Genomic DNA, 20706 nt, shown 5'->3' with positions numbered 1-20706 from the left:
ATGGTTTTTTATCTTTAGAACCATCTTTATAGGTTACAACAAGATTGTTTCCTTCTTTTTCTACTTTATCAACAACTTTTGAAGCAGCTTCTACTTCTGTACCTTTTTTATCAGCTAAACGTGCATCTGGATTGTTTTGAGAATATTCAAGTTTAACTTTCTCTTTAATTTTTTCAAACTCTTTATCAGTAACATTATTAACATCTGATACAACTACTTTGTCAGCTTCTGCTGGAGTTTTAATATCATATTTTTGAGTTTGAGGTTTAAGAATTACATTAACCGCAGTTGGGTCGGTAACATCTCTACCATTTCCTCTAGCATCTGCTCCATCTTTATCAATGGCTTTTACAAAACGCCATCCTAATGGAGTTCCTCCATCTTGAATTGCTTTTTCAAATTTTTCTTTTGTAAACTTCCCTTCAGGTGCTGGAGTACCTGTATATGTAATAACAGCTGGATTTTCTGCTGTTGCTGTTGTTTCAGTAGTGAATTTATTCGCAGTGAATCCATATTCTGTATTTTGTTTATTAGTTTCTCCTGCTACGTCTTTAAATTCTTGGTTACTTCCTCTTCTTAACTCAGCACTTGCAAGTTTACCACTATCATCTTTGATTTTAATATCAAAAGAATTCACTTCTGATGCATATACATATACTTCTTTTTTATCTGGTGCTGGGTCAGAATATTGAATTTCTACTGTTGGTTTTTGGTTAGTTCGTGTTAATTCTGATAATAGTTTTTTATCTTGAGAACCATCTTTATAGGTTACAACAAGATTGTTTCCTTCTTTTTCTACTTTATCAACAACTTTTGAAGCAGCTTCTACTTCTTTACCTTTTTTGTCAGCTAAACGTGCATCTGGATTGTTTTGAGAATATTCAACTTTAACTTTCTCTTTAATTTTTTCAAACTCTTTATCAGTAACATTGTTAACATCTGATACAACTACTTTGTCAGCTTCTGCTGGAGTTTGGATATCATATTTTAAAGTTTGAGGTTTAAGAATTACATTAACCGCAGTTGGGTCAGTAGCATCTCTACCATTTCCTCTAGCATCTGCTCCATCTTTATCAATGGCTTTTACAAAACGCCATCCTAGTGGAGTTCCTCCATCTTGAATTGCTTTTTCAAATTTTTCTTTTGTAAAATCTCCTTCTGGTGCTGGAGTACCAGTATACGTGATAACAGCTGGATTCTCTGCTGTTGCCGGGGTTTCAGAAGTAAATTTATTCGCAGTAAATCCGTATTGAGTATCTTGTTTATTAGTTTCTCCTGCTACGTCTTTAAATTCTTGGTTACTTCCTCTTCTTAACTCAGCACTTGCAATTTTTCCGCTATCATCTTTGATTTTAATATCAAATGAATTAACTTCTGATGCGTAAACATACACTTCTTTTTTATTAGGCGCTGGATCTGAATATTGAATTTCTACTATTGGTTTTTCATTTGTACGTACAAATTCTGACAATGGTTTTTTATCTTGAGAACCATCTTTATAGGTTACAATAAGATTTCCTTTATCGTCTTTTGTTACTGATTGGATCTTAGCATCTTTATCAGCTACAGTTGTACCTTTTTTTTCTGCCAAGTTAGCATCATCATTTGTTTGAGAATACTCAAGTTGGAGTTTCTCTTTGATTTTGCCTAGCTCAGCTTCTGTTACGTTAGCTGGATCTGCTACAGTAACTTTTTCTGTTGGAGCTGCAATATCATATTTTTGAGCTTGTCCCTTAAGCATAAGAAGGAATGAACCTGGGTCAGTCGCGTTTGAGCTACCTACGGCTTTATTCTCAATGGATGCACCATCTGTATCCGTTGCAGTTGCATAGCGCCAGCCTAAAACCATACCTTTTGGATTTTCACCTTTAGTTGCCGCATCCAGTTTATCTTTTGTCAAATCATCTGTCGCCGCTGGTGTACCTGAGTAAGTAATGACTGCTGGTGTATCTGCTGTTGCTGGGGTTTCAGTAGTGATTTTATTCGCTGTAAATCCATATTTAGCGTTAATTTTATTTGCTTCACCTTCAACTGGATTAAATGGTTGGTTTCCTCCGCCATTTACAATTGCGCTAGTGATTTTCCCGCTATCATCTTTGAATTTGATATCGAATGAATTTTTTTCTCCAGCATATACATAAACTTCTTTAGTAGCTTTATTAGAGTAAGGAATCTCTACTGTTGGCGCTACTGCTGGAGCTGCTGGAGCAACTGGGGCTGCTGGTTGGGCTGCTTCTTTTTCAACAATTACTTTTACTGGTCCTTCTACCTTCGAACCATCTGAGTATGTTACAACTGCTGTTGCTGTTTTTTCTCCTGGCGTTGCTGTGTTTACTGGTGTCTTGAACTCAGCTTTTGTTCCAGCAGGAAGATCTTTGAAGTTAGCAATTGAATTTTCTGCTTTTGGTTGTTCATTAACTTTAACTGTTTGAGTTTTTACAGTTGGAGGGGTAACATCAGCTTTTGATAGATTTACAGGGTTCTCTGCAATTCTGTGGAAACCGTGGTCAACTCCTGCTGTCCCGGTACTCAACATCCCCATCGAAACCTTCATATTTTTCAACTGTTCATTTGTTACTCTATCAGGAACTGTTGTTGTAAACTCCCAAACATAACCGTCTCTATAGTTACCACCCGTATTCGCATTATCATAGATAACACGCTTACCTGGCAAAGCATTTGAGTTTACTAAATTTTTTGTATCAGATATCTCGTCTTTTACAGCATCCTTATAATAGAAACTAGTATTATTATACAGAGTATCTAGTCCTCTAGTATAATTGTCCCAACTACCATTTATTGTCAAATTCTCATTTTTATCAAGAGCACGTCCTGCTGCTGTGGCTGGAGTAGGGTTATCAAAAGTTACAGTATCACTAAGACCAGTTCCATCTCCGCCAACTAGTTGATATTTTCTGTCTACAAATTTCATTTCCGCTTTATATTGCAATCGGCGAATATCCGTAGGCATATTCACTTCATTAGGAATCTGAATGTAGTTTCGGAACACTTCATTCTTTACTCCATAGTCATTAGCGAAATTTTGTAAATGATCATTGAAAAAAACTTGCCAGTCTACAGAAGTAATTTTCCCAGTAGCATCTGTATTGTAACGAGCTCTATATTTCATTACGGAATTAACAGCAGTTATTGCATTACCCGATTCAGATGAACCTCTTATACCACTAGTAATAACACTGTCTTTTTTCCCATAGTCGTTCCCCTGAGAATCAATATTATAGGCAATTTCCGCCCTAAAAGCATTATTTTTATCTAATGCTTTACCGTTACGTGGGTCGTTAGATCCTGTGTTTTCGATTGAGTTAGATTCTGATTTTTTCTCAGTGTTTTCTGCTTTTTTACCTACAGTTTCTTTTCCATTAGTAGTGTCTACTGCTGGAGTTTCTTTTTTCTCTACAGGTTTATTTTTTAATTTAGTGTTAGCTGTAGTTACAAGTTTATTGTAAGCTTTTGTGATTTCACCTTGAGTTGTTGCGTTTGCTAATGTAGCTTTTGCAGCTTCTAAGTCAGCTTTTAGTACCGCAACACTTTCTTCAGTTTTGTTTTCGTATGTTCCGTTAGCTAATTTTGCTTCGATTTCTGCAATGTAGTTTTCTAGTTTAGTTTTGTCTAAAGCTTTAACTTCTTTTGCAGTTTCTCCATCAAGTTTTGCCGCTACTGCTGGTTCTGTTGTAGACACAGCTGGTGTTCCAGCAACTTCTGGCTTGTTTTCTGCTACAGCAGGTGCCTCATAAGTCTTGCCATCTCCGTTCTGTGTAGGGTTAACATCCCCAGTAGTCGAGTTGTTTGCTACAGTAGTTTCTGCTGTGTTTGCATGAACCACTTGGGTAGCTAAACTAGCTCCGACTGCAAAAACAAGAGAACAACCGAATAGGAAATGCTTCCCTTTTTTGATCATTCTCCAGTTCTTTTGCTCTGCATTTTTACGATTAAAATACATCACATTTTCTCCTTTTGATATCTAAAAAATAGCATGTAATACACATACACATACACATACACATACACATACACATACACATACACATACACATACACATACACATACACATACACATACACATACACATACACATACACATACACATACAATCAATATTATAATTTACATTAGCAGATTTGTCAATTATATTAATTATTTTTTATTATTTTCCATTATTTTCAGAATATTTCAGGATTTAAATCATTTATTATATTATAGCGTTAAAATAAAAATAAAATTTTCCTTTTCTTCAAGACTATGATAAATGCCATTTTTTGAATACTTATAAAGAACATGTCAACTTATCCTACATATAAGCCATTCCTTTTGAGTACCAAAAAATAGGGAACTATGAAAGTAAAGTCCATCAGATACAAATACTCTTCAAACCGCGTCAGCTTCCATCTGCAACCTCAAAACTAGTGTTTTGAGCAACTTGTAGCTAGCTTCCTAGTTTACTCCTTGATTTTCATTGAGTATAAACTATGGTCAAGAAGAAATCATTCTCCCTGACCAGACCTTTGGACCATTACAAGCCATCATTTGTAGCTATTCAAAAAAGCTCCATACTATCTATTATTCAGGGATTCCTGCTACAGATAGTATGGAGCTCAAAAAGCAGTTACACGAGCATGACTGCCATTCTATTCTTGCATGGTGTAACCAACACCACGCACGGTTTTAATGTAGCTTTTTTGACCTTTTACATCAAGCTTGCTACGTAGATAACGGATATATACATCCACAATATTTGTTTCTGTCGCACTTTCATACTTCCAGACACTTTCCAACAACTGCTCACGAGTCAGGACTTTCTTGCTTCCCATAAGAGTAGCCAAAAGATCATACTCACGACGCGTCAGAGCAATCATCTCTTCGCCACGATAAACAGTATGATGTTCTACATCCATACGCAGATTGCGGTAAGACGTTGGAACCTTCATCTGACTACAGTGTTGGTCGATAAAGTCCCGACCTCGGAAAATCGCTGAAATACGAGCCACCAAATTCTCAATAATAACTGGCTTATAGATGTACGAAACGGCAAAGCGTTGGATTGCCTCAATCTGATCTTGCAAGTCTTCGCGATGGTCCAAGACCATAATGACTGAAGCTGGCTTAGTTCGGCTCAGCTTGTCTGCAAAATCCTGGGCTGTCATATCCCCCAGATGAGCATTCAATAAAATCAAGTCATAGTCTGTCTGAAGAGCCATGGAAAGGGCTTTTTGCCCCTCCTCAACCTGATCAACTCGGTATTGCTCTTTTTGGAGTTCCAAACTTAAAAAATGAGCTAGATTTCGTTCTTTCTCAAGTAATAAAATCCGTTTCCCCATGGCAGACCTACTTATTTTTCGTCATACCAAGAGTAGTGGAAGGTTCCTTCTTTGTCTTTACGTTGGTAAGTGTGGGCACCAAAGTAGTCACGTTGTGCTTGGATCAAGTTAGCTGGAAGGTCAGCTGAACGGTAGCTATCAAAGTAAGTAATGGCTGCTGAGAAGGTTGGCACTGGTACACCAGCTTGAACCGCAAGAGCTACGATGTCACGCACTGCTTGTTGGTACTTAGCAGTAACATCCAAGAAGTATTCATCCAAAAGAAGGTTGGCAAGGTCTGCATCACGGTTGTAAGCATCTGTAATCTTTTGCAAGAAACGAGAACGGATGATACAGCCATCACGCCAGATAGATGCGATGTCCGCAAATGGCAAGTTCCAGTTGTTTTCTTTAGAAGCTACACGCAATTGAGCAAAACCTTGTGCGTATGAAATGATTTTTGAGAAGTAAAGGGCTTGACGGATTTTTTCAATCAACTCAGCCTTATCTCCTTCAAATTTGAAGGCAGCTGGTTTTGGAAGAACCTTGCTAGCATGTACGCGTTCTTCTTTGTAAGTAGAGATGTAACGTGCAAATACTGACTCAGTGATGAGTGACAATGGCACACCAAGGTCAAGTGATGATTGACTAGTCCATTTACCAGTTCCCTTGTTACCTGCAGCATCAAGGATGTAGTCTACGATTGGTCCATCTTGGCCTTCATCGTCTTTACGGCTCAAGATATCAGCTGTGATTTCGATCAAGTAGCTGTCCAATTCACCCTTATTCCACTCAGTAAAGATTTCAGCCATATCTTCTGCAGAAAGGCCTAGCAAGTGTTGCATCAAGTCATAGCTTTCTGCGATCAATTGCATATCACCATACTCGATACCGTTGTGAACCATTTTCACATAGTGACCAGCTCCATCAGGACCGATGTAAGTCACACATGGTTTGCCATCTTCTGGTGCTTTAGCTGAAATTTCTTCAAGAACATCTGCAACCAATTCGTAGGCCTCTTTTTGTCCACCAGGCATGATAGAAGGACCTTCAAGGGCACCTTTTTCACCACCAGAAACCCCAGTACCGATAAAGTTGATACCTGAGTTTGCCAATTCTTCATTACGACGAATTGTATCTTTGTAGAAAGTGTTTCCGCCGTCGATCAAGATATCACCTTTGTCAAGGTGTGGAAGAAGGGCTTGGATAGTAGCATCTGTACCAGGTCCAGCTTGAACCATAAGCATGATACGACGAGGTTTTTCGATTGAGTTTACAAAACTTTCAACGTCATAGCTTGGTACAAAGTTCTTTTCAGGATGGCAAGCAATCACATCTTCCGTTTTTTCTTTACTACGGTTGTAAATAGCAACTGTGTAACCACGAGATTCAATATTAAGGGCAAGGTTACGACCCATTACGGCCATACCTACGACACCAAAGTTAGCTTTTGTCATTTGACACTCCTCTTGTTTAATTTGTTTTATTTTATCATTTTTACTTTTGAAAAGAAAGAATTTTGTAACGACTGCTTAGTAGTCCAAGTCATCCGCATGTCCAGAACCATTTCCAACAAAATATCCTGTCTTACAGTTAAGGGTAAAGAGATAGGTTCCATCTGGCTTGTAGAGGTTGTAATAACCATTGCCATTAACGATATTGACACGTTCGAGGATGTATTGGTTACCAGTGATATAACCACGTGAGCGTGAAGTCGCTAGGATTTGTTCCAAGACGCCATCAGCGAAATCCCAAGCAGAGTTATTGCTATCATCAATAGCAGACTGGTTATAAGAAACACGACTCGCACTTCTTTGAACAGCAACTCCTGCACTTGATACGCCCATATTGATTTCACTACGAGAACTTCTAGTCTCATTTGATGCAGTATTTGAGCTACTTGGGCTTGTCTCACTAGTAGTATTTGAACTTGCTTGACTAGAGCTACTAGTTTGACTTGAACTTGAGCTAGAAGTACTTGTTTGCTGGCTCTTACCAAGGCTAATAGCCTTATCTAGCAATTTATCCAGCTCCGTATTCCCAGTTTTAATATCTGTAAATTTAGCATTCGATTTGGCTTTGGCATTGGTATCTAACACACCATCAACAATAGCTGGCTTCTCAAATTGTGCATTTACATCTTGAATGGCCTTGATTTGCGTTGCTAGACTATCATACTTCGATTTGGCAAGGGTATGTTCACGACTACCTTCCAGCTTATCAAGCAGGGTCTTCAGTTGGCTCAACTTATCAAACTGGCTATTTTTCAAAGCCGTTTTATTGCTATCTGTATAGAAGGCATCATATAAATTATTGAATTCTTCCGCATCTGACTGCGTATTTGTAGTTGATTGAGAAGTTTGGATTTCTTTGGTCGAACGAGCCACTTGACGATAAACATAATAACCAGTTCCAAGGATAAGAACCACTAAAGCTGCTAGAATACCGTAAAGCACCCATTTCTTCTTACTTTTTCCATCTTCACTATCTGTGACTCGAGAACGTGTGAGAGCCTCTTCCGTTCCAACTAATGGTACCTCTTCCGTCTCAAATTCTTCGACAAGAGGAGCTTCTGAAACTCGTGTTAATTCTAAATCATCAAACTGACGCAATTCATCTTCTGGAGCTGGAGAAGTTACTCCTGTTCCCTCACGAAGCTCTTGAAGCAAATTATCCAGAGTCTGAGTCTCCTCTATCTCCTCTACCTCTTCTTTTTCAACTAAATCATCCTTGCTAAACTGACGCGTTTCAAACTTATCTGCCTCAATTTCATCTTTATGTTGTTTCACATACTTGTCCAAGATAGAATCTCCAGGCAATACACCCGCTTCCACCTCTTCATTTTTTCGCATGGCTTCTCCAACTGTTAGCTCTTTGGCATCATCAAAATCAAATTGCGCTTCTTGATGTTCTGCTTTATGACGATTACGTCTCTTCTTACTCATGAGTTTTCCTTTCTACTTTACTTCCTGACGTTTAACGCGCTGACCAAAATATTGATACAGATCAACTTTTAAAGTTCCGTTGTACAACTTACGTTTCTTATCCGCCTGACTACCGTATTTGGTCTCAAAGGCTTCATCACTAGTTAAGATAAACTTGCTCCAGGTTTTCAGCGGTGCAAATACTTGACCCATTTCAGCATAAAGCTTGGTAACCCCTGCATCATCTGATAAACGTTCCCCATAAGGCGGATTGGAAATAATTACACCATTGATTTTATCAGAACGCAAATCCTGCACGCGCATCTGCTTAAAAGTAATGTCTCCTGCAACACCAGCCGCTTGGGCATTGGCCTTAGCAATTTCCACCATACGTGCATCGATATCACAGCCCATGATATCCAGTTCCAGCTCACGATCCACTTTTTTAGCCGCCTCTGTGCGCACTTCTTGGATCAAGCGATCGCTAATCCAGTTCCATTCCTCAAAAGCAAAAGAGCGACGAAGTCCTGGAGCCATCTTTCTAGCAATCATAACTGCCTCAATACAGAAAGTCCCCGAACCACAGGTCGGATCAATCAAAGGCTTGTCCGGATACCAGTTAGAAAGTTGCAAAATGGCTGCTGCCATGTTTTCCTTGATAGGAGCGCCACCTTTTTCGGTACGATAGCCACGTTTAAAGAGGCTAGACCCTGTCGTATCAATCATGACAGTTGCAATATCTTTCAGAATAGAAACCTCAATCTTAAACTCAGGACCAGTCTCCATCAAGGGAACACCTTCAGGACGGGCATAATGTTTTTGCAACTTCTTGACAACAGCCTTCTTTGAAATAGCCTGTACACTGGGCTCATTGTGAAGTTTAGATTTAACACATTTGGCTTTTGAAATCGGAAAGCGAGCCCCAAGCGGTAAATAATTTTCCCAATCTAGGGCGAAAACTCCTTGAAAGAGCTCCTCAAAAGTCTTAGCTGGGAAAGTTCCTACGATAATCTTGATACGGTCTGCTGCCCGAAGCCAGAGGTTGGTTTCAATAATAGCTCTTGCGTCTCCTTGAAAACGAACACGACCGTTTTCAACCTGACAATCATAGCCCAACTCTCTCACTTCTCGTCCTACAACAGCTTCAAGACCTGCTGCAGCAGTAGCGATTAAATTAAATTCTTTTTTCATTTTCAGTCTTATAAGACCTTTCTATATGTCCACTTTAAAAAATGAGGTTGAGAAAATTTTCTCAGCCCCAACCTATATGCAATTTTCTATAAGCCATGTTTTGTTCCAGAAGTGACTAGGACCACTTCCTTCGATAATCATCTGTCTACCACTAACAGCCTAGAGCTGATAGCAGTCAGAATACTACGTTCGTTTCCGTGTACTCCATGCCCCGACCAAAATTTGGGTTGCTAGCTTGAGGGGTTTACCGCGTTCCACTCTCTCTGTTTCCAGAAAGACTCCGTCACTGTGGCACTTTCAAGCCTACTCTGGCCTATCCAAGGACTTAGCCATTTCAACTGCCGTAACGATTTCTCGTCCCTAGGCTTATGGTTTCGCCTAGCACAAACACTACAGGCATCACAGCCTGTGCTAGCATGGACTTTCCTCATGAAAAGAAATTCTCCTCACGCGATTATCCAAAAATTGCACTTTTCAAATAAGCTCTTATAAATCAGAGTTATCCAAAATTTGTTTACCAAATACTTCTTTCTCAAGACGATTCAAACGTTTTAAAATATCAAAATTCGTCATAGAAGTTGTAGCTGTCATTTCAAGAGGTTCTGCTTGAACCGGTGCAGACTCAGGTTTGTGAGACAATTCTTCCTTCAACTCTGCAATTTCTTGACGGAGAGACTTGACTAAGGCAGCATAAGTTTCATAGTCCTTGATGACATCGTCCAAAAATTCATCAACTTCAGCCTTACTATATCCACGGACTTCACGTCCAAACTCTTGCTCAAAAATATCTTTCGCTGTAAAAATAATACTTGCCATCTCTCTCTCCATTCTCGGTTTCTAATAGTATTATTATATAAAAAAAGGCAAACAAAAATCAAGGTCAAAGGCTTACTTTTCAGAAAAATTTTCTGCTATCTCATTTAAGTCTTCAAAGGTTAGCCTTTTTATGCGATAGGCTTCCTGATTTTTCATCAAGGTGTCCATAAATTTTAATTTAGTCTCATTTTCTGGATCATAGAAAAAATAAGCTAAATCAGTATTTTCCAACAAAAATCGTTGGTAGTCTCGCAATTGCCCCATATGTTCATATTTCGGATAGGCATATTTGACAAAATCTACCTGCTTAAATTGGCTAAGTTTAACCTGATTAGCCTCATTCCAATTTTCTCCGTGTGTTTCAAAATCAAAAATAGTCGCTAGACTGAAATCATATTCTTCTTTCATTTCAATAGCGACATCAAGAACCCAAGATTCAAATCCCAAGTTCCCTGTAAAGACCAGCCATTTAATCCCTTCTTCTGCTAAACTTTCTAGATCTCGACGAATGGCTTTCTTTATAATTTTTAACCTGATATCTTTTTCATTAAACAAACCCAAGTCAAAGTTAGAATATCCCATAATTAAAGCTGTATTCATTTTTACACCTTTCTTTCTATTTTTATGGTATAATAGAGTGATGTTATTGTACCAATAAGGAGAAATATGGTCAACTATCCTCATAAAATTTCATCAATAAAAAGACAAACATCCATTTCTCAACCAAAAAATTTCGCAAATCGAGGAATGACTTTTGAAAAGATGATTAACGCTACAAACGACTACTATCTGACGCATGGTATGGCAGTTATCCATAAAAAGCCAACACCTGTTCAGATCGTTCGAGTAGACTATCCTCAACGTAGTCGAGCAAAGATTGTAGAAGCCTATTTTAGACAAGCTTCTACAACCGATTACTCTGGAGTATATAGAGGACATTACATTGACTTTGAAGCCAAGGAAACGCGTCAAAAGAATGCTATTCCAATGAAGAACTTCCATCTGCACCAGATTCAACATATGGAACAAGTTCTAGAACAGCAGGGTATTTGCTTCGTACTGCTTCATTTTTCTTCTCGACAAGAAACTTATTTGTTGCCGGCTATTGATTTGATTCGCTTTTACCATCAGGATAAGGGTCAAAGATCAATGCCACTTGGATATATTCAAGAATATGGATATTTGGTTGAGCAAGGAGCTTTCCCTCAAATTCCCTATCTCGATATTATCAAAGAACATTTACTAGGTGGTAAAACAAGATGAATAAACAAACGATTCTGCGATTCTTAAAATATATTGGAATTACATTCCTTACCTTATTTATCGCATTATTTCTATTAGGTGGAGGGATCTTTCTCTACTTTGTTAGCAAGGCTCCAGCCTTATCTGAAAGTAAACTAGTTGCGACAACCTCTAGCAAGATTTATGACAATAAGAACGAACTGATTGCTGACCTTGGATCTGAACGTCGTGTCAATACTCAAGCAAATGAAATCCCTACTGATTTGGTCAAAGCCATCGTGTCTATCGAAGATCACCGTTTCTTTGATCATCGAGGGGTTGATACTATTCGTATCATGGGTGCGGCATTGAGAAATCTCCAAGGTAGAGGGGGACTCCAAGGAGCTTCAACCTTGACTCAGCAATTGATCAAATTAACTTATTTCTCTACTTCAACTGCTGATCAAACCTTGTCACGTAAAGCCCAAGAAGCTTGGCTAGCCGTTCAACTAGAACAAAAAGCAACCAAGCAAGAAATCCTGACCTACTACATCAACAAAGTCTACATGTCTAACGGTAACTATGGAATGCAAACCGCAGCCCAAAATTACTATGGCAAAGACTTGAAGGATTTAAGCTTGCCACAGTTAGCACTCCTAGCCGGAATGCCTCAGGCTCCAAATCAGTATGACCCATATTCCCACCCAGAAGCTGCTCTAGAGCGTCGGAACTTGGTACTTTCAGAAATGAAGGGACAGAAATACATCAGTGCAGAAGATTACGAAAAAGCTATTAATACGCCTATCACTGACGGCCTCCAAAGCTTGAAGTCAGCTAATAGTTATCCAGCCTATATGGACAACTATCTCAAAGAAGTAATCGACCAAGTCGAACAAGAAACTGGCTACAACCTTCTTACTACAGGTATGGATGTCTATACTAATGTCGATAAAAATGTTCAACAGCGACTCTGGGATGTATACAATACAGATGAGTACGTTGCATATCCAGATGATGAACTCCAAGTAGCTTCCACTATCGTGGATGTAACAAATGGTAAAGTCATTGCTCAGTTAGGCGCCCGTCACCAATCAAGCAATGTATCTTTCGGAGTTAACCAAGCCGTTGAAACCAACCGTGACTGGGGTTCTACTATGAAACCAATCACTGACTATGCTCCCGCTTTAGAATATGGAGTCTATGACTCTACCGCATCTATTGTACATGATGTTCCTTACAACTATCCTGGTACTGATACTCCAGTCTACAACTGGGATCATGGTTACTTTGGAAATATTACTATCCAGTATGCTCTTCAACAATCACGTAATGTTACAGCGGTTGAAACTTTAAACAAAGTTGGTTTAGATCGAGCCAAAACCTTCCTAAATGGCTTAGGTATCAATTACCCAAGCATCCATTATGCTAACGCCATTTCAAGTAATACAACAGAATCTAACAAACAATACGGTGCAAGTAGTGAAAAAATGGCTGCTGCTTATGCCGCCTTTGCTAATGGTGGTATTTACCACAAACCAATGTACATCAATAAAATCGTCTTTAGTGATGGTAGTGAAAAAGAATTTTCTGATGCTGGTACACGAGCTATGAAAGAAACTACTGCCTATATGATGACCGAAATGATGAAAACTGTTTTAGCTTACGGAACCGGACGTGGTGCCTACATACCATGGCTTCCACAAGCTGGTAAGACTGGTACTTCTAACTATACTGATGATGAAATCGAAAAACATGTCAAGAATACTGGCTACGTAGCTCCAGATGAAATGTTTGTAGGTTACACTCGTAAGTATTCTATGGCTGTATGGACTGGATACTCAAATCGTTTAACTCCTATTGTTGGAGATGGCTTCTATGTTGCAGCTAAAGTTTATCGCTCAATGATCACATATCTATCAGAAGATGATCAACCTGGAGATTGGACGATGCCAGACGGCCTCTTCCGAAATGGAGAATTCGTCTTCCAAAATAGTGCCAAAAACACTTGGAATAATCCAGCTACACAACAAACTCAACCAGTAGAGAACCCAAGTACAACAACAACTGAAAGTTCATCTACACAGGCAAGTACGACGGTTGGCCAACAACCAAATAATGCTCCAGCAACTGATCCTAATCAAGGACAAGCTGGTCAACCGACACAACCAGTACAACCAACGCCACAAAATCCACAAGTTCAACAACCACAACAATGAAATGAAAGAAAATCCTGAGAAGCAAAACTCAGGATTTTTTCTACAAAAAAATTAGCTTCATAATCTTTGAAAGTGAAGAGATGTTTCAATTCGTTTTCGATAAACCAAAAGAAGTTAGCGAATAACTAACTTCTTTTTATCTTATTTCACATGTTTTGCAAGTTCTTCTTGCGCTTTTTTATTGGATTCTTCTTTTTCTTTCATCCATTTATCTTGAGCTTTTTGGTATTCATCCACAGTGACTGCCTTGTCTTGAAGTTCCAAGTATTTGTATAGGAGCGGATCGCTTGTCCCCTTGTTACCAGAGAAGGCAAACGGCATCGTAAATGGTACCATCTTAGACAAGATTGGGCGACCAGTGAGTGATGTTGTTGGAATAATCAAGGCACTATCTGTCAACCAAGCTTGGGCTGCAGCATACTTATCATAACGTTTTGCTACATCTATTGTCTCATTTCCAGCTTCAGTTACCAATTTCTCATAGTCGTTCAGACCAACCTTCTTAGCTGCAGCATTATCTGTACCAGAATCAAAGCCAAGGTAGGTTTTAGTGTTTTCACCAACTGATGGTTTGATAATATCGAGGTAAGTAGATGGATCCGCAAAGTCTGGAGACCAACCAACATTATCTGAAATATCCCAATCTTCCCCAGCTGCTGTTTCAGCAAAGTAGGTAATATTCAAGACTTCATCTTTTTGTAGTTGTTGAATATCAATTACGACATTATCTGTACCCAAGGTTTCTTCAACTGATTGTTTGAAAGATTGAACACGTTGAACTTTTGTAGTTGCTGTCTGGTCAACTGGCATGTCTAGGTGAATTGGGAACTGTACTCCTTCTGCCTGAAGAGCAGTCTTAGCCTTAGCAAATTCTGCCTTGGCTTTTTCTGGATTGTAGAGACCATCTTGGGCATCGGCCAGATTAACATCCTTCCATTCATCCCCATAAGTCACTAATTTTTCTTTGATCATATCGCCAAAGTTTTTCCCATCTGCTTGGACAAATGTTGGTGGTACAAAAAGATTACGCAAAATTTTGCTTGCTCCACTGGCACCGTTCACTTGTGAAGCATAGGCAGTACGATCCAAACCAAAAGCAATAGCTTGGCGGAAATCCTTGTTTAAGAGAGCCTTTTTAGTAGAAGTCTTTTGTTCGTCACTAGTCTTAGAAGTATATTTATAGGACTGGCGGTCAATATTTGTTCCCACTAGATAAGTCGTAGAGTCTTGTTGGGTATAGACAATATTGTCCTTCATCGTTTTTTCAAGTTCTGCAAAACTTGCATTTGTAGGATAAAGTCTGGCTGCTGTAAGACTACCATCTTTAAAGTTTTCTGCAGGTTTGCTGGTATCTTGACCATCCCAGAATGACAATTTTATCTTATCAACATGAACATTATCCTTATCCCAGTAGTTAGGGTTTTTTGCAAATTCAACGGAAGATTTAGCCACAAGAGATTTTAACAAATAAGGACCATTATACAAGATACTGCTTGGATCTGTCGCTTTAGCGAAATCATCCCCTTTTGAGTTCAAAAACTCTTCATTAACTGGTGCCAAGACACCCATTGTTGTTTTAGAATTCCAAAAACTTTCAGGTTTGTTCAAAGTGTATTGGACTGTTTGATCGTCAAGGGCTTTAATTCCAACTTGAGAAAAATCTTTATTTTCCCCTTTAGCATAAGCATCCAGACCCTTGATTGAATCTTGTACCAAGTAAAGAGCTTGTGATTTCTTATCTGTTGCATATTTAAGACCTGTTACAAAGTCTTGAGCCTTGACAGGAGCATATTCTTCACCTTCAGATGTGTACCACTTGGCATCCTGACGAATCTTATAAGTGTAGGTCAAACCATCTTTAGAAACTGACCAGTCCTCTGCCATAGAGGGAACAAGATTCCCATAACGGTCATTTTCAAGCAATCCATCAATGACGTTACTAGTAATGTTTGAAGTAGCTGCCTTGCTGGTTGTCAAATAGTTGAGATTATCTGGGTCTGTCTCGTAGGTAAATGCAAAAGTCTGCTCACCTTTAGTAGCAGAACCACCAGAACAAGCCGCTAAGACACCAGCTGCTAATAAAGTGACTCCCGCAAGAGCCAATACTTTCCTTGTTTTCATAGTATTCTCCTTTGTTTTTCTATCCATTATAGACCCTTTTTAAAGTCCTGTCAATAGAATTTTCTGAATTTTAGAAAATTATTTTTTAAACAATAGATTTGCAAAAATATGAATAATATCAAAAATACCTCAACTACATTAGGTAGTCAAGGAATTATTAATCATATTTGTAAATAGCATCTGAGAAACAGTTTTAATTCTTTAATCTAACTCATTTCTTACACACTGCAAAGCTGTTGTCATGAGAATATTATATCTATTATTTTCGTGGGGAGTTCATTATCGACCAGGCTTCAAATTAGTTAATATCACTTTTTACTTCTTGTTTATAAAATTCTTTCAAGGCATCTTGCCAAGTTGGAATAACAAATCCAGTAGCTTTAGCTTTAGCCAGGCTCATTGTTGAGTTTAACGGACGTTTAGCCTTTGCTGGAAATTGACTTGAATCTACTGGCTTGATTTCTACATCTGTATCTTTCAAAATTTCAACTGCAAAATCATACCAAGTTGTATCTTCTGTCGCATCATTTGATAAATGATAATAACCAAATTCCTTGCAATTTTCAGCTAGATAAGTCATAAATTCAGCCAATGTACGAGTCCAAGTTGGGCGACCATGCTGGTCATTTACAACCGTTAATGTCTTATGAGCTTTCGCAAGATTTTGCATTGTGAAAACAAAGTTTTTGCCGTAATTTCCAAATACCCAGGCAGTACGGATAATATAGAAATTAGACACATACTTCTCAACTAACTCTTCTCCCATGCGCTTTGTACGTCCATATTCTGTCTGTGGATCTGGTCGGTCATCAACTTCCCACTCTTGTCCAACTGGTTTCTTACCATCAAAGACATAGTCCGTAGAAATATAAACTAGAGTTGCGCCATGCTTTTCAGATGCTTTTGCGACATTTTCTGTCCCCGTAACATTGATGGCATAGTCCAATTCTTTCCCTTCATCCTCCGCTGCATCAACAGCTGTGTAGGCCGCACAGTGGTATACTAGAGTAGGTTTAACTTCTTCAAAAACTTTCTCAACCATCTCTGCATTGGTAATGTCCATCTCAGCCACATCTACTGCCACGTATTCTTCATTATGCTCATCCAATAAATAACGAAGTTCAGTTCCTAATTGGCCTTTTGCTCCTGTAATTAAAATCATCTCTACACCTTTCTAATCTGTAACTCTTCCCACTATAGCAATAAAAAGCAGCTATTTCCTGCTTTTTATAATTTGATAATCTCCTGAGTTTTAGCATAATTGGCTTCAACAGCTTCTTTCTCTGCTTTCCACCATTCTTGGTTATCTGTATACCACTTGATTGTTTCCTTGAGACCAGATTCAAAATTAGTAAATTCTGGTCTCCAACCTAATTCTTCACGGAGCTTACTTGCGTCAATCGCATAGCGGAGGTCATGTCCTGCACGGTCAGTTACATGATCATAGGCATCTGCATCTTGGCCCATTTCCTTAAGGATAAGTTCCAAAACTTCCTTGTTGTTCTTCTCACCATCAGCCCCGATTAAGTAAGTTTCACCGATTTGACCTTTTGTCAAGATTGTCCAAACTCCCGAAGAATGATCATTGGTATGAATCCAGTCACGAACATTCTTACCTTCACCATAAAGTTTTGGCTTAATTCCACTTAGGATGTTGGTAATCTGACGTGGGATGAATTTTTCAATGTGTTGATAAGGACCGTAGTTATTTGAACAGTTAGAAATCGTTGCCTTGACACCAAATGATCGTACCCAGGCTTTTACAATCAAGTCTGAAGCGGCCTTGGTTGATGAGTATGGAGAGCTAGGATTGTATTTGGTATCAGCAGTAAATTTCTCACCTGAACCTTCACCATATCCTGGCAAATCCTCACGGAGAGGGAGATCCCCATAAACTTCATCTGTAGACACATGGTGGAAGCGAATATTATATTTGCGAGCTGCTTCCAAAAGAGTATAGGTTCCGATGAAGTTAGTATGTATAAACGGTGATGGATCATTCAGTGAATTGTCATTGTGACTTTCCGCTGCATAATGAACGATAGCATCTGCTTGAACAGCCAACTTGTCTACCAACTCCGCATCAGCAATATCTCCAACAACCAACTCAACACGATCACCTAAAATTTTTTCAATATTAGCGCGATTTCCAGCATAAGTCAACTTGTCTAATACTGTCACGTGAACATCTGGAAAGTTCTTGTAAACATAATGAACAAAGTTAGAACCGATAAAACCTGCTCCACCTGTCACGATAATTTTTTTGTATTCAGTCATAGTCTTTCCTTTTTTACAAATCTTCTTTTTTCAAAGGTTTTACATCCTTAAGTAGTGGATGATTTTTATCTGCTTCTGAAACCTCTGCTTCAGCAAGATTGGCCCACTCAATTCCTAATTCTGGATCTGCATAATTGACAAAGGCATATTTAGGTTTCAAATCTAATGCCCAATAATCGTTGACCAGATAGCTATAAGAGACTGTATCTGATAGAACCTGAAATCCATTAGCCACACCACGGGGAACAAAGATACCCTTACTTGCATCAATTACTGTTTGATAGGTATTTCCGAAAGTTTCGCCCTCGCGTAGATCAACCCAAGAACCCAGAACCTTCCCACCATCTGCTACAGAAATGTACTTATCCCAAGGTTCTGCGTGTAAACCACGGAGAACATTTTTACGTGAGAAGGATACATTGTTTTGTAATTTTCCTTCTGTAAAGAAATACTCTGGGAAACCAAGAGGGAGCATTTTTTCCTTTTGGAAATTTTCTTTGAACCAACCACGATTATCACCATGAACAGGGATATCAAATTCTAACATACCTGGAATAGCTTCGACCTTACGAACCGCAAGCGTCTTACCGAAAAAATTATCTGTCATCTATGCTTCTCCAATCAAACGGAGCAAATATTGTCCGTATTCATTTTTCTTAAGAGGTTGTGCTAACTTTAATACATCCTCACGGCTGATATAACCCATACGATAAGCAATCTCTTCTAAGTTTGCCACTTGAACATTTTGCATCCGTTGCACTGTCTCAATGTACTGTGACGCCTCTAATAAACTTTCATGAGTTCCAGTATCTAACCACGCAAAACCACGCCCCATTAGCTCAACTGATAAGTCTCCACGTTCTAGATATGCTTTGTTTACGTCTGTAATTTCCAATTCACCACGAGGGCTTGGTTTAATATTTTTTGAAATTTCTACAACATCATTATCATAGAAATAAAGGCCGGTCACTGCATAATTGGAACGAGGATGTTCTGGTTTTTCCTCAATAGAAACAGCATTCATCTCCTCATCAAATTCCACAACACCAAATCTTTCAGGATCCTTAACTTGATATCCAAAAACAGTTGCACCTTTCTCCTTATTAGCAGCCTTCTGAAGCATTTTAGATAGACCAGGACCATAGTAAATATTATCTCCTAAAATTAGGGCGACACTGTCATTTCCAATAAATTTTTCACCGATAATGAAGGCCTGGGCCAAACCATCTGGACTAGGTTGTTCCGCATAAGAAAGATTAATTCCCAACTCCGAACCATCTTGAAGCAGCTCTTTAAAACGAGGTAAATCATGAGGAGTAGAGATAATTAAAATATCTTTGATACCAGCTAACATGAGTGTCGATAGAGGATAATAAATCATGGGTTTATCATAAACCGGCATCAGTTGTTTGGATATAGCACGAGTCAAAGGATACAAGCGAGTTCCTGAACCTCCTGCAAGGATAATACCTTTCATAATCGAACTACCTTTCTATATTAAATTAGAATTTTTCTAATTAGTAATCAGAGACAAATGATACATTACTTAGTGAATTTAAACTAATTATTTAGTTAGTTTCTCTAAAGCTGTTTTCAAATAATATCCTGATCTTATATTATTTCCTACCTTTTGTGCATTTTCTACTAACTCTTGATATTCTTCTTCCGAAATATTATTGATTGTTTCTTGTATGTCAAACAAAGAATCAACTGTGATACCACAATTATTCTTTAAGACAAAATGAGACAAAGCAGATTCCTTCCAAACAATGATAGGGAAACCAGAAGCCAAATAAAGTGACGCTTTATGAGAATTGTTATAGCGTAGATACTCTCCAAAAAATCCACTACAAGTCTCAGAACTGTCACCATCCCAAACTAAACCAAAACTTCCTTCCAATACTGATGGAAGTTCATCTGGAAGAAATGAACCAAAGTAGGTTTCATTAGATAACTTCCTAGACTCATCAAACCCAACACCATATAAATTAAATTGTGGTTCTATAGGTAATGAGTACAGATATGCTGCTTTATCTTGTGATAAATTTCCTGCAACAATTATTGGTTGTTCTTTTCTTAAACTAGCTTTTTCTATAAAATCTGGAATTAAATAATCAAAGATTTCTAAATTAGTAATTTTTTCTCCAAGAACTCCTTTATTGACTAATACTCCTTTCATTACTTTATTATGAGCAATAATACCATTTACATAATGTAAAGAAGATCCCTCCGTAACTTTCATACGTAATTTCATTCTAAAAGGTAATGTTTCATCATTTACAAAACGTAAAGTTTCTAAATCATGAATCAGGAAATAGATTTTAATACCTTTTTTTCTAAGGGATTTTAGTAAATTACTAAATAGTAAGGAATGCTGTAATAATGGAAATTGGATAACAATCTCATCGCCTCTTTTTAAAAGTTTGAATGCTTTTGATAGTGCTTGATATTTATGTATCTGTGCCTTGAGTACATTCATTTTATACCAATCATCAACCAATACTCTTAAAGGGATATATCCCAACTCATTTAACACAGTTTCAACATCATTACGTGCTTTGTTCCCAGCATTTTTCTGATTAATATCATTTAAAAATTCTTCTTTTAAGTAGTATTTCATATTT

Annotated in this window: 15 protein-coding genes and 1 other RNA gene; 2 read left to right on the top strand and 14 right to left on the bottom strand. The window is 38.2% G+C overall.

The features are described 5' to 3' along the window. The 8 genes from O3599_RS04980 to O3599_RS04945 form a co-directional block, all read right to left on the bottom strand. Positions 1 to 3961, bottom strand: a 3961-nt coding sequence (locus O3599_RS04980; RefSeq protein WP_371512177.1) for a Rib/alpha-like domain-containing protein, incomplete at its 3' end; no start/stop codon positions are given. 686 nt (positions 3962 to 4647) lie between these two features. After that, a complete protein-coding gene (locus O3599_RS04975; RefSeq protein WP_000518027.1) occupies positions 4648 to 5337 on the bottom strand; it encodes a response regulator transcription factor in 690 nt (229 codons plus the stop codon). Positions 5338 to 5348: 11 nt separating this feature from the next. Then, positions 5349 to 6773, bottom strand: a complete 1425-nt coding sequence (gene gndA / locus O3599_RS04970) for an NADP-dependent phosphogluconate dehydrogenase (RefSeq protein ID WP_000158778.1) — start codon at positions 6771 to 6773, stop codon at positions 5349 to 5351. Positions 6774 to 6848: 75 nt separating this feature from the next. Next, complete coding sequence (locus tag O3599_RS04965; protein ID WP_247939378.1) at positions 6849 to 8261, bottom strand: cell division site-positioning protein MapZ family protein; 1413 nt, start codon at positions 8259 to 8261, stop codon at positions 6849 to 6851. A 12-nt stretch (positions 8262 to 8273) separates the two neighbouring features. Beyond that, complete coding sequence (locus O3599_RS04960; RefSeq protein ID WP_247939377.1) at positions 8274 to 9431, bottom strand: class I SAM-dependent RNA methyltransferase; 1158 nt, start codon at positions 9429 to 9431, stop codon at positions 8274 to 8276. Between the two features lie 84 nt (positions 9432 to 9515). Then, positions 9516 to 9897: RNase P RNA component class B (gene rnpB / locus O3599_RS04955), an RNA gene on the bottom strand. Between the two features lie 20 nt (positions 9898 to 9917). Beyond that, complete coding sequence (gene gpsB / locus O3599_RS04950) at positions 9918 to 10247, bottom strand: cell division regulator GpsB (RefSeq protein ID WP_247939376.1); 330 nt, start codon at positions 10245 to 10247, stop codon at positions 9918 to 9920. Positions 10248 to 10319: 72 nt separating this feature from the next. Beyond that, positions 10320 to 10847, bottom strand: a complete 528-nt coding sequence (locus O3599_RS04945) for a DUF1273 domain-containing protein (RefSeq protein WP_247939390.1) — start codon at positions 10845 to 10847, stop codon at positions 10320 to 10322. Between the two features lie 66 nt (positions 10848 to 10913). Here O3599_RS04945 and recU point away from each other — a divergent pair, with 66 nt between their 5' ends. Together recU and pbp1a are read left to right on the top strand one after the other, a co-directional pair. Next, entirely contained in the window at positions 10914 to 11510 is a 597-nt protein-coding gene (recU, locus tag O3599_RS04940) for a Holliday junction resolvase RecU (protein WP_247939375.1), read from the top strand. Continuing rightward, positions 11507 to 13684, top strand: a complete 2178-nt coding sequence (gene pbp1a, locus O3599_RS04935) for a penicillin-binding protein PBP1A (protein WP_371512173.1) — start codon at positions 11507 to 11509, stop codon at positions 13682 to 13684. The genes recU and pbp1a overlap by 4 nt, the downstream gene beginning before the upstream one ends. Before the next feature lie 141 nt (positions 13685 to 13825). Here pbp1a and O3599_RS04930 read toward each other — a convergent pair whose 3' ends face one another. From O3599_RS04930 to O3599_RS04905, 6 genes are all read right to left on the bottom strand, one after another. Next, the gene (locus tag O3599_RS04930) at positions 13826 to 15805 is read right to left on the bottom strand and encodes a peptide ABC transporter substrate-binding protein (RefSeq protein WP_247939373.1); all 1980 of its coding nucleotides are present in this window, start codon (positions 15803 to 15805) and stop codon (positions 13826 to 13828) included. 298 nt (positions 15806 to 16103) lie between these two features. Then, positions 16104 to 16967 (bottom strand): dTDP-4-dehydrorhamnose reductase, encoded by an 864-nt coding sequence (gene rfbD / locus O3599_RS04925; protein ID WP_247939372.1) that lies wholly within the window; start codon positions 16965 to 16967, stop codon positions 16104 to 16106. A gap of 65 nt (positions 16968 to 17032) precedes the next feature. Continuing rightward, a complete protein-coding gene (rfbB, locus tag O3599_RS04920) occupies positions 17033 to 18082 on the bottom strand; it encodes a dTDP-glucose 4,6-dehydratase (protein WP_247939371.1) in 1050 nt (349 codons plus the stop codon). A gap of 13 nt (positions 18083 to 18095) precedes the next feature. Next, on the bottom strand, positions 18096 to 18689 hold the full coding sequence (locus O3599_RS04915) for a dTDP-4-dehydrorhamnose 3,5-epimerase family protein (RefSeq protein ID WP_000131475.1): 594 nt from the start codon (positions 18687 to 18689) through the stop codon (positions 18096 to 18098). Then, a complete protein-coding gene (rfbA, locus tag O3599_RS04910; protein ID WP_000676151.1) occupies positions 18690 to 19559 on the bottom strand; it encodes a glucose-1-phosphate thymidylyltransferase RfbA in 870 nt (289 codons plus the stop codon). Positions 19560 to 19646: 87 nt separating this feature from the next. Further along, positions 19647 to 20702, bottom strand: a complete 1056-nt coding sequence (locus O3599_RS04905) for a galactofuranosyltransferase (protein ID WP_247939370.1) — start codon at positions 20700 to 20702, stop codon at positions 19647 to 19649. Positions 20703 to 20706: the final 4 nt, after the last annotated feature.

This window comes from Streptococcus sp. 27098_8_103 (assembly GCF_041432345.1).
GTDB lineage: Bacteria > Bacillota > Bacilli > Lactobacillales > Streptococcaceae > Streptococcus > Streptococcus mitis_BV.
This window is presented reverse-complemented; position numbering and strand designations above follow the sequence as displayed.

Coding starts and splice junctions, on each gene's coding strand:
- O3599_RS04975 (WP_000518027.1), bottom strand. CDS start 5,337: ATGGGGAAACGGATTTTATTACTTGAGAAAGAACGAAATCTAGCTCAT.
- gndA (WP_000158778.1), bottom strand. CDS start 6,773: ATGACAAAAGCTAACTTTGGTGTCGTAGGTATGGCCGTAATGGGTCGT.
- O3599_RS04965 (WP_247939378.1), bottom strand. CDS start 8,261: ATGAGTAAGAAGAGACGTAATCGTCATAAAGCAGAACATCAAGAAGCG.
- O3599_RS04960 (WP_247939377.1), bottom strand. CDS start 9,431: ATGAAAAAAGAATTTAATTTAATCGCTACTGCTGCAGCAGGTCTTGAA.
- gpsB (WP_247939376.1), bottom strand. CDS start 10,247: ATGGCAAGTATTATTTTTACAGCGAAAGATATTTTTGAGCAAGAGTTT.
- O3599_RS04945 (WP_247939390.1), bottom strand. CDS start 10,847: ATGAATACAGCTTTAATTATGGGATATTCTAACTTTGACTTGGGTTTG.
- recU (WP_247939375.1), top strand. CDS start 10,914: ATGGTCAACTATCCTCATAAAATTTCATCAATAAAAAGACAAACATCC.
- pbp1a (WP_371512173.1), top strand. CDS start 11,507: ATGAATAAACAAACGATTCTGCGATTCTTAAAATATATTGGAATTACA.
- O3599_RS04930 (WP_247939373.1), bottom strand. CDS start 15,805: ATGAAAACAAGGAAAGTATTGGCTCTTGCGGGAGTCACTTTATTAGCA.
- rfbD (WP_247939372.1), bottom strand. CDS start 16,967: ATGATTTTAATTACAGGAGCAAAAGGCCAATTAGGAACTGAACTTCGT.
- rfbB (WP_247939371.1), bottom strand. CDS start 18,082: ATGACTGAATACAAAAAAATTATCGTGACAGGTGGAGCAGGTTTTATC.
- O3599_RS04915 (WP_000131475.1), bottom strand. CDS start 18,689: ATGACAGATAATTTTTTCGGTAAGACGCTTGCGGTTCGTAAGGTCGAA.
- rfbA (WP_000676151.1), bottom strand. CDS start 19,559: ATGAAAGGTATTATCCTTGCAGGAGGTTCAGGAACTCGCTTGTATCCT.
- O3599_RS04905 (WP_247939370.1), bottom strand. CDS start 20,702: ATGAAATACTACTTAAAAGAAGAATTTTTAAATGATATTAATCAGAAA.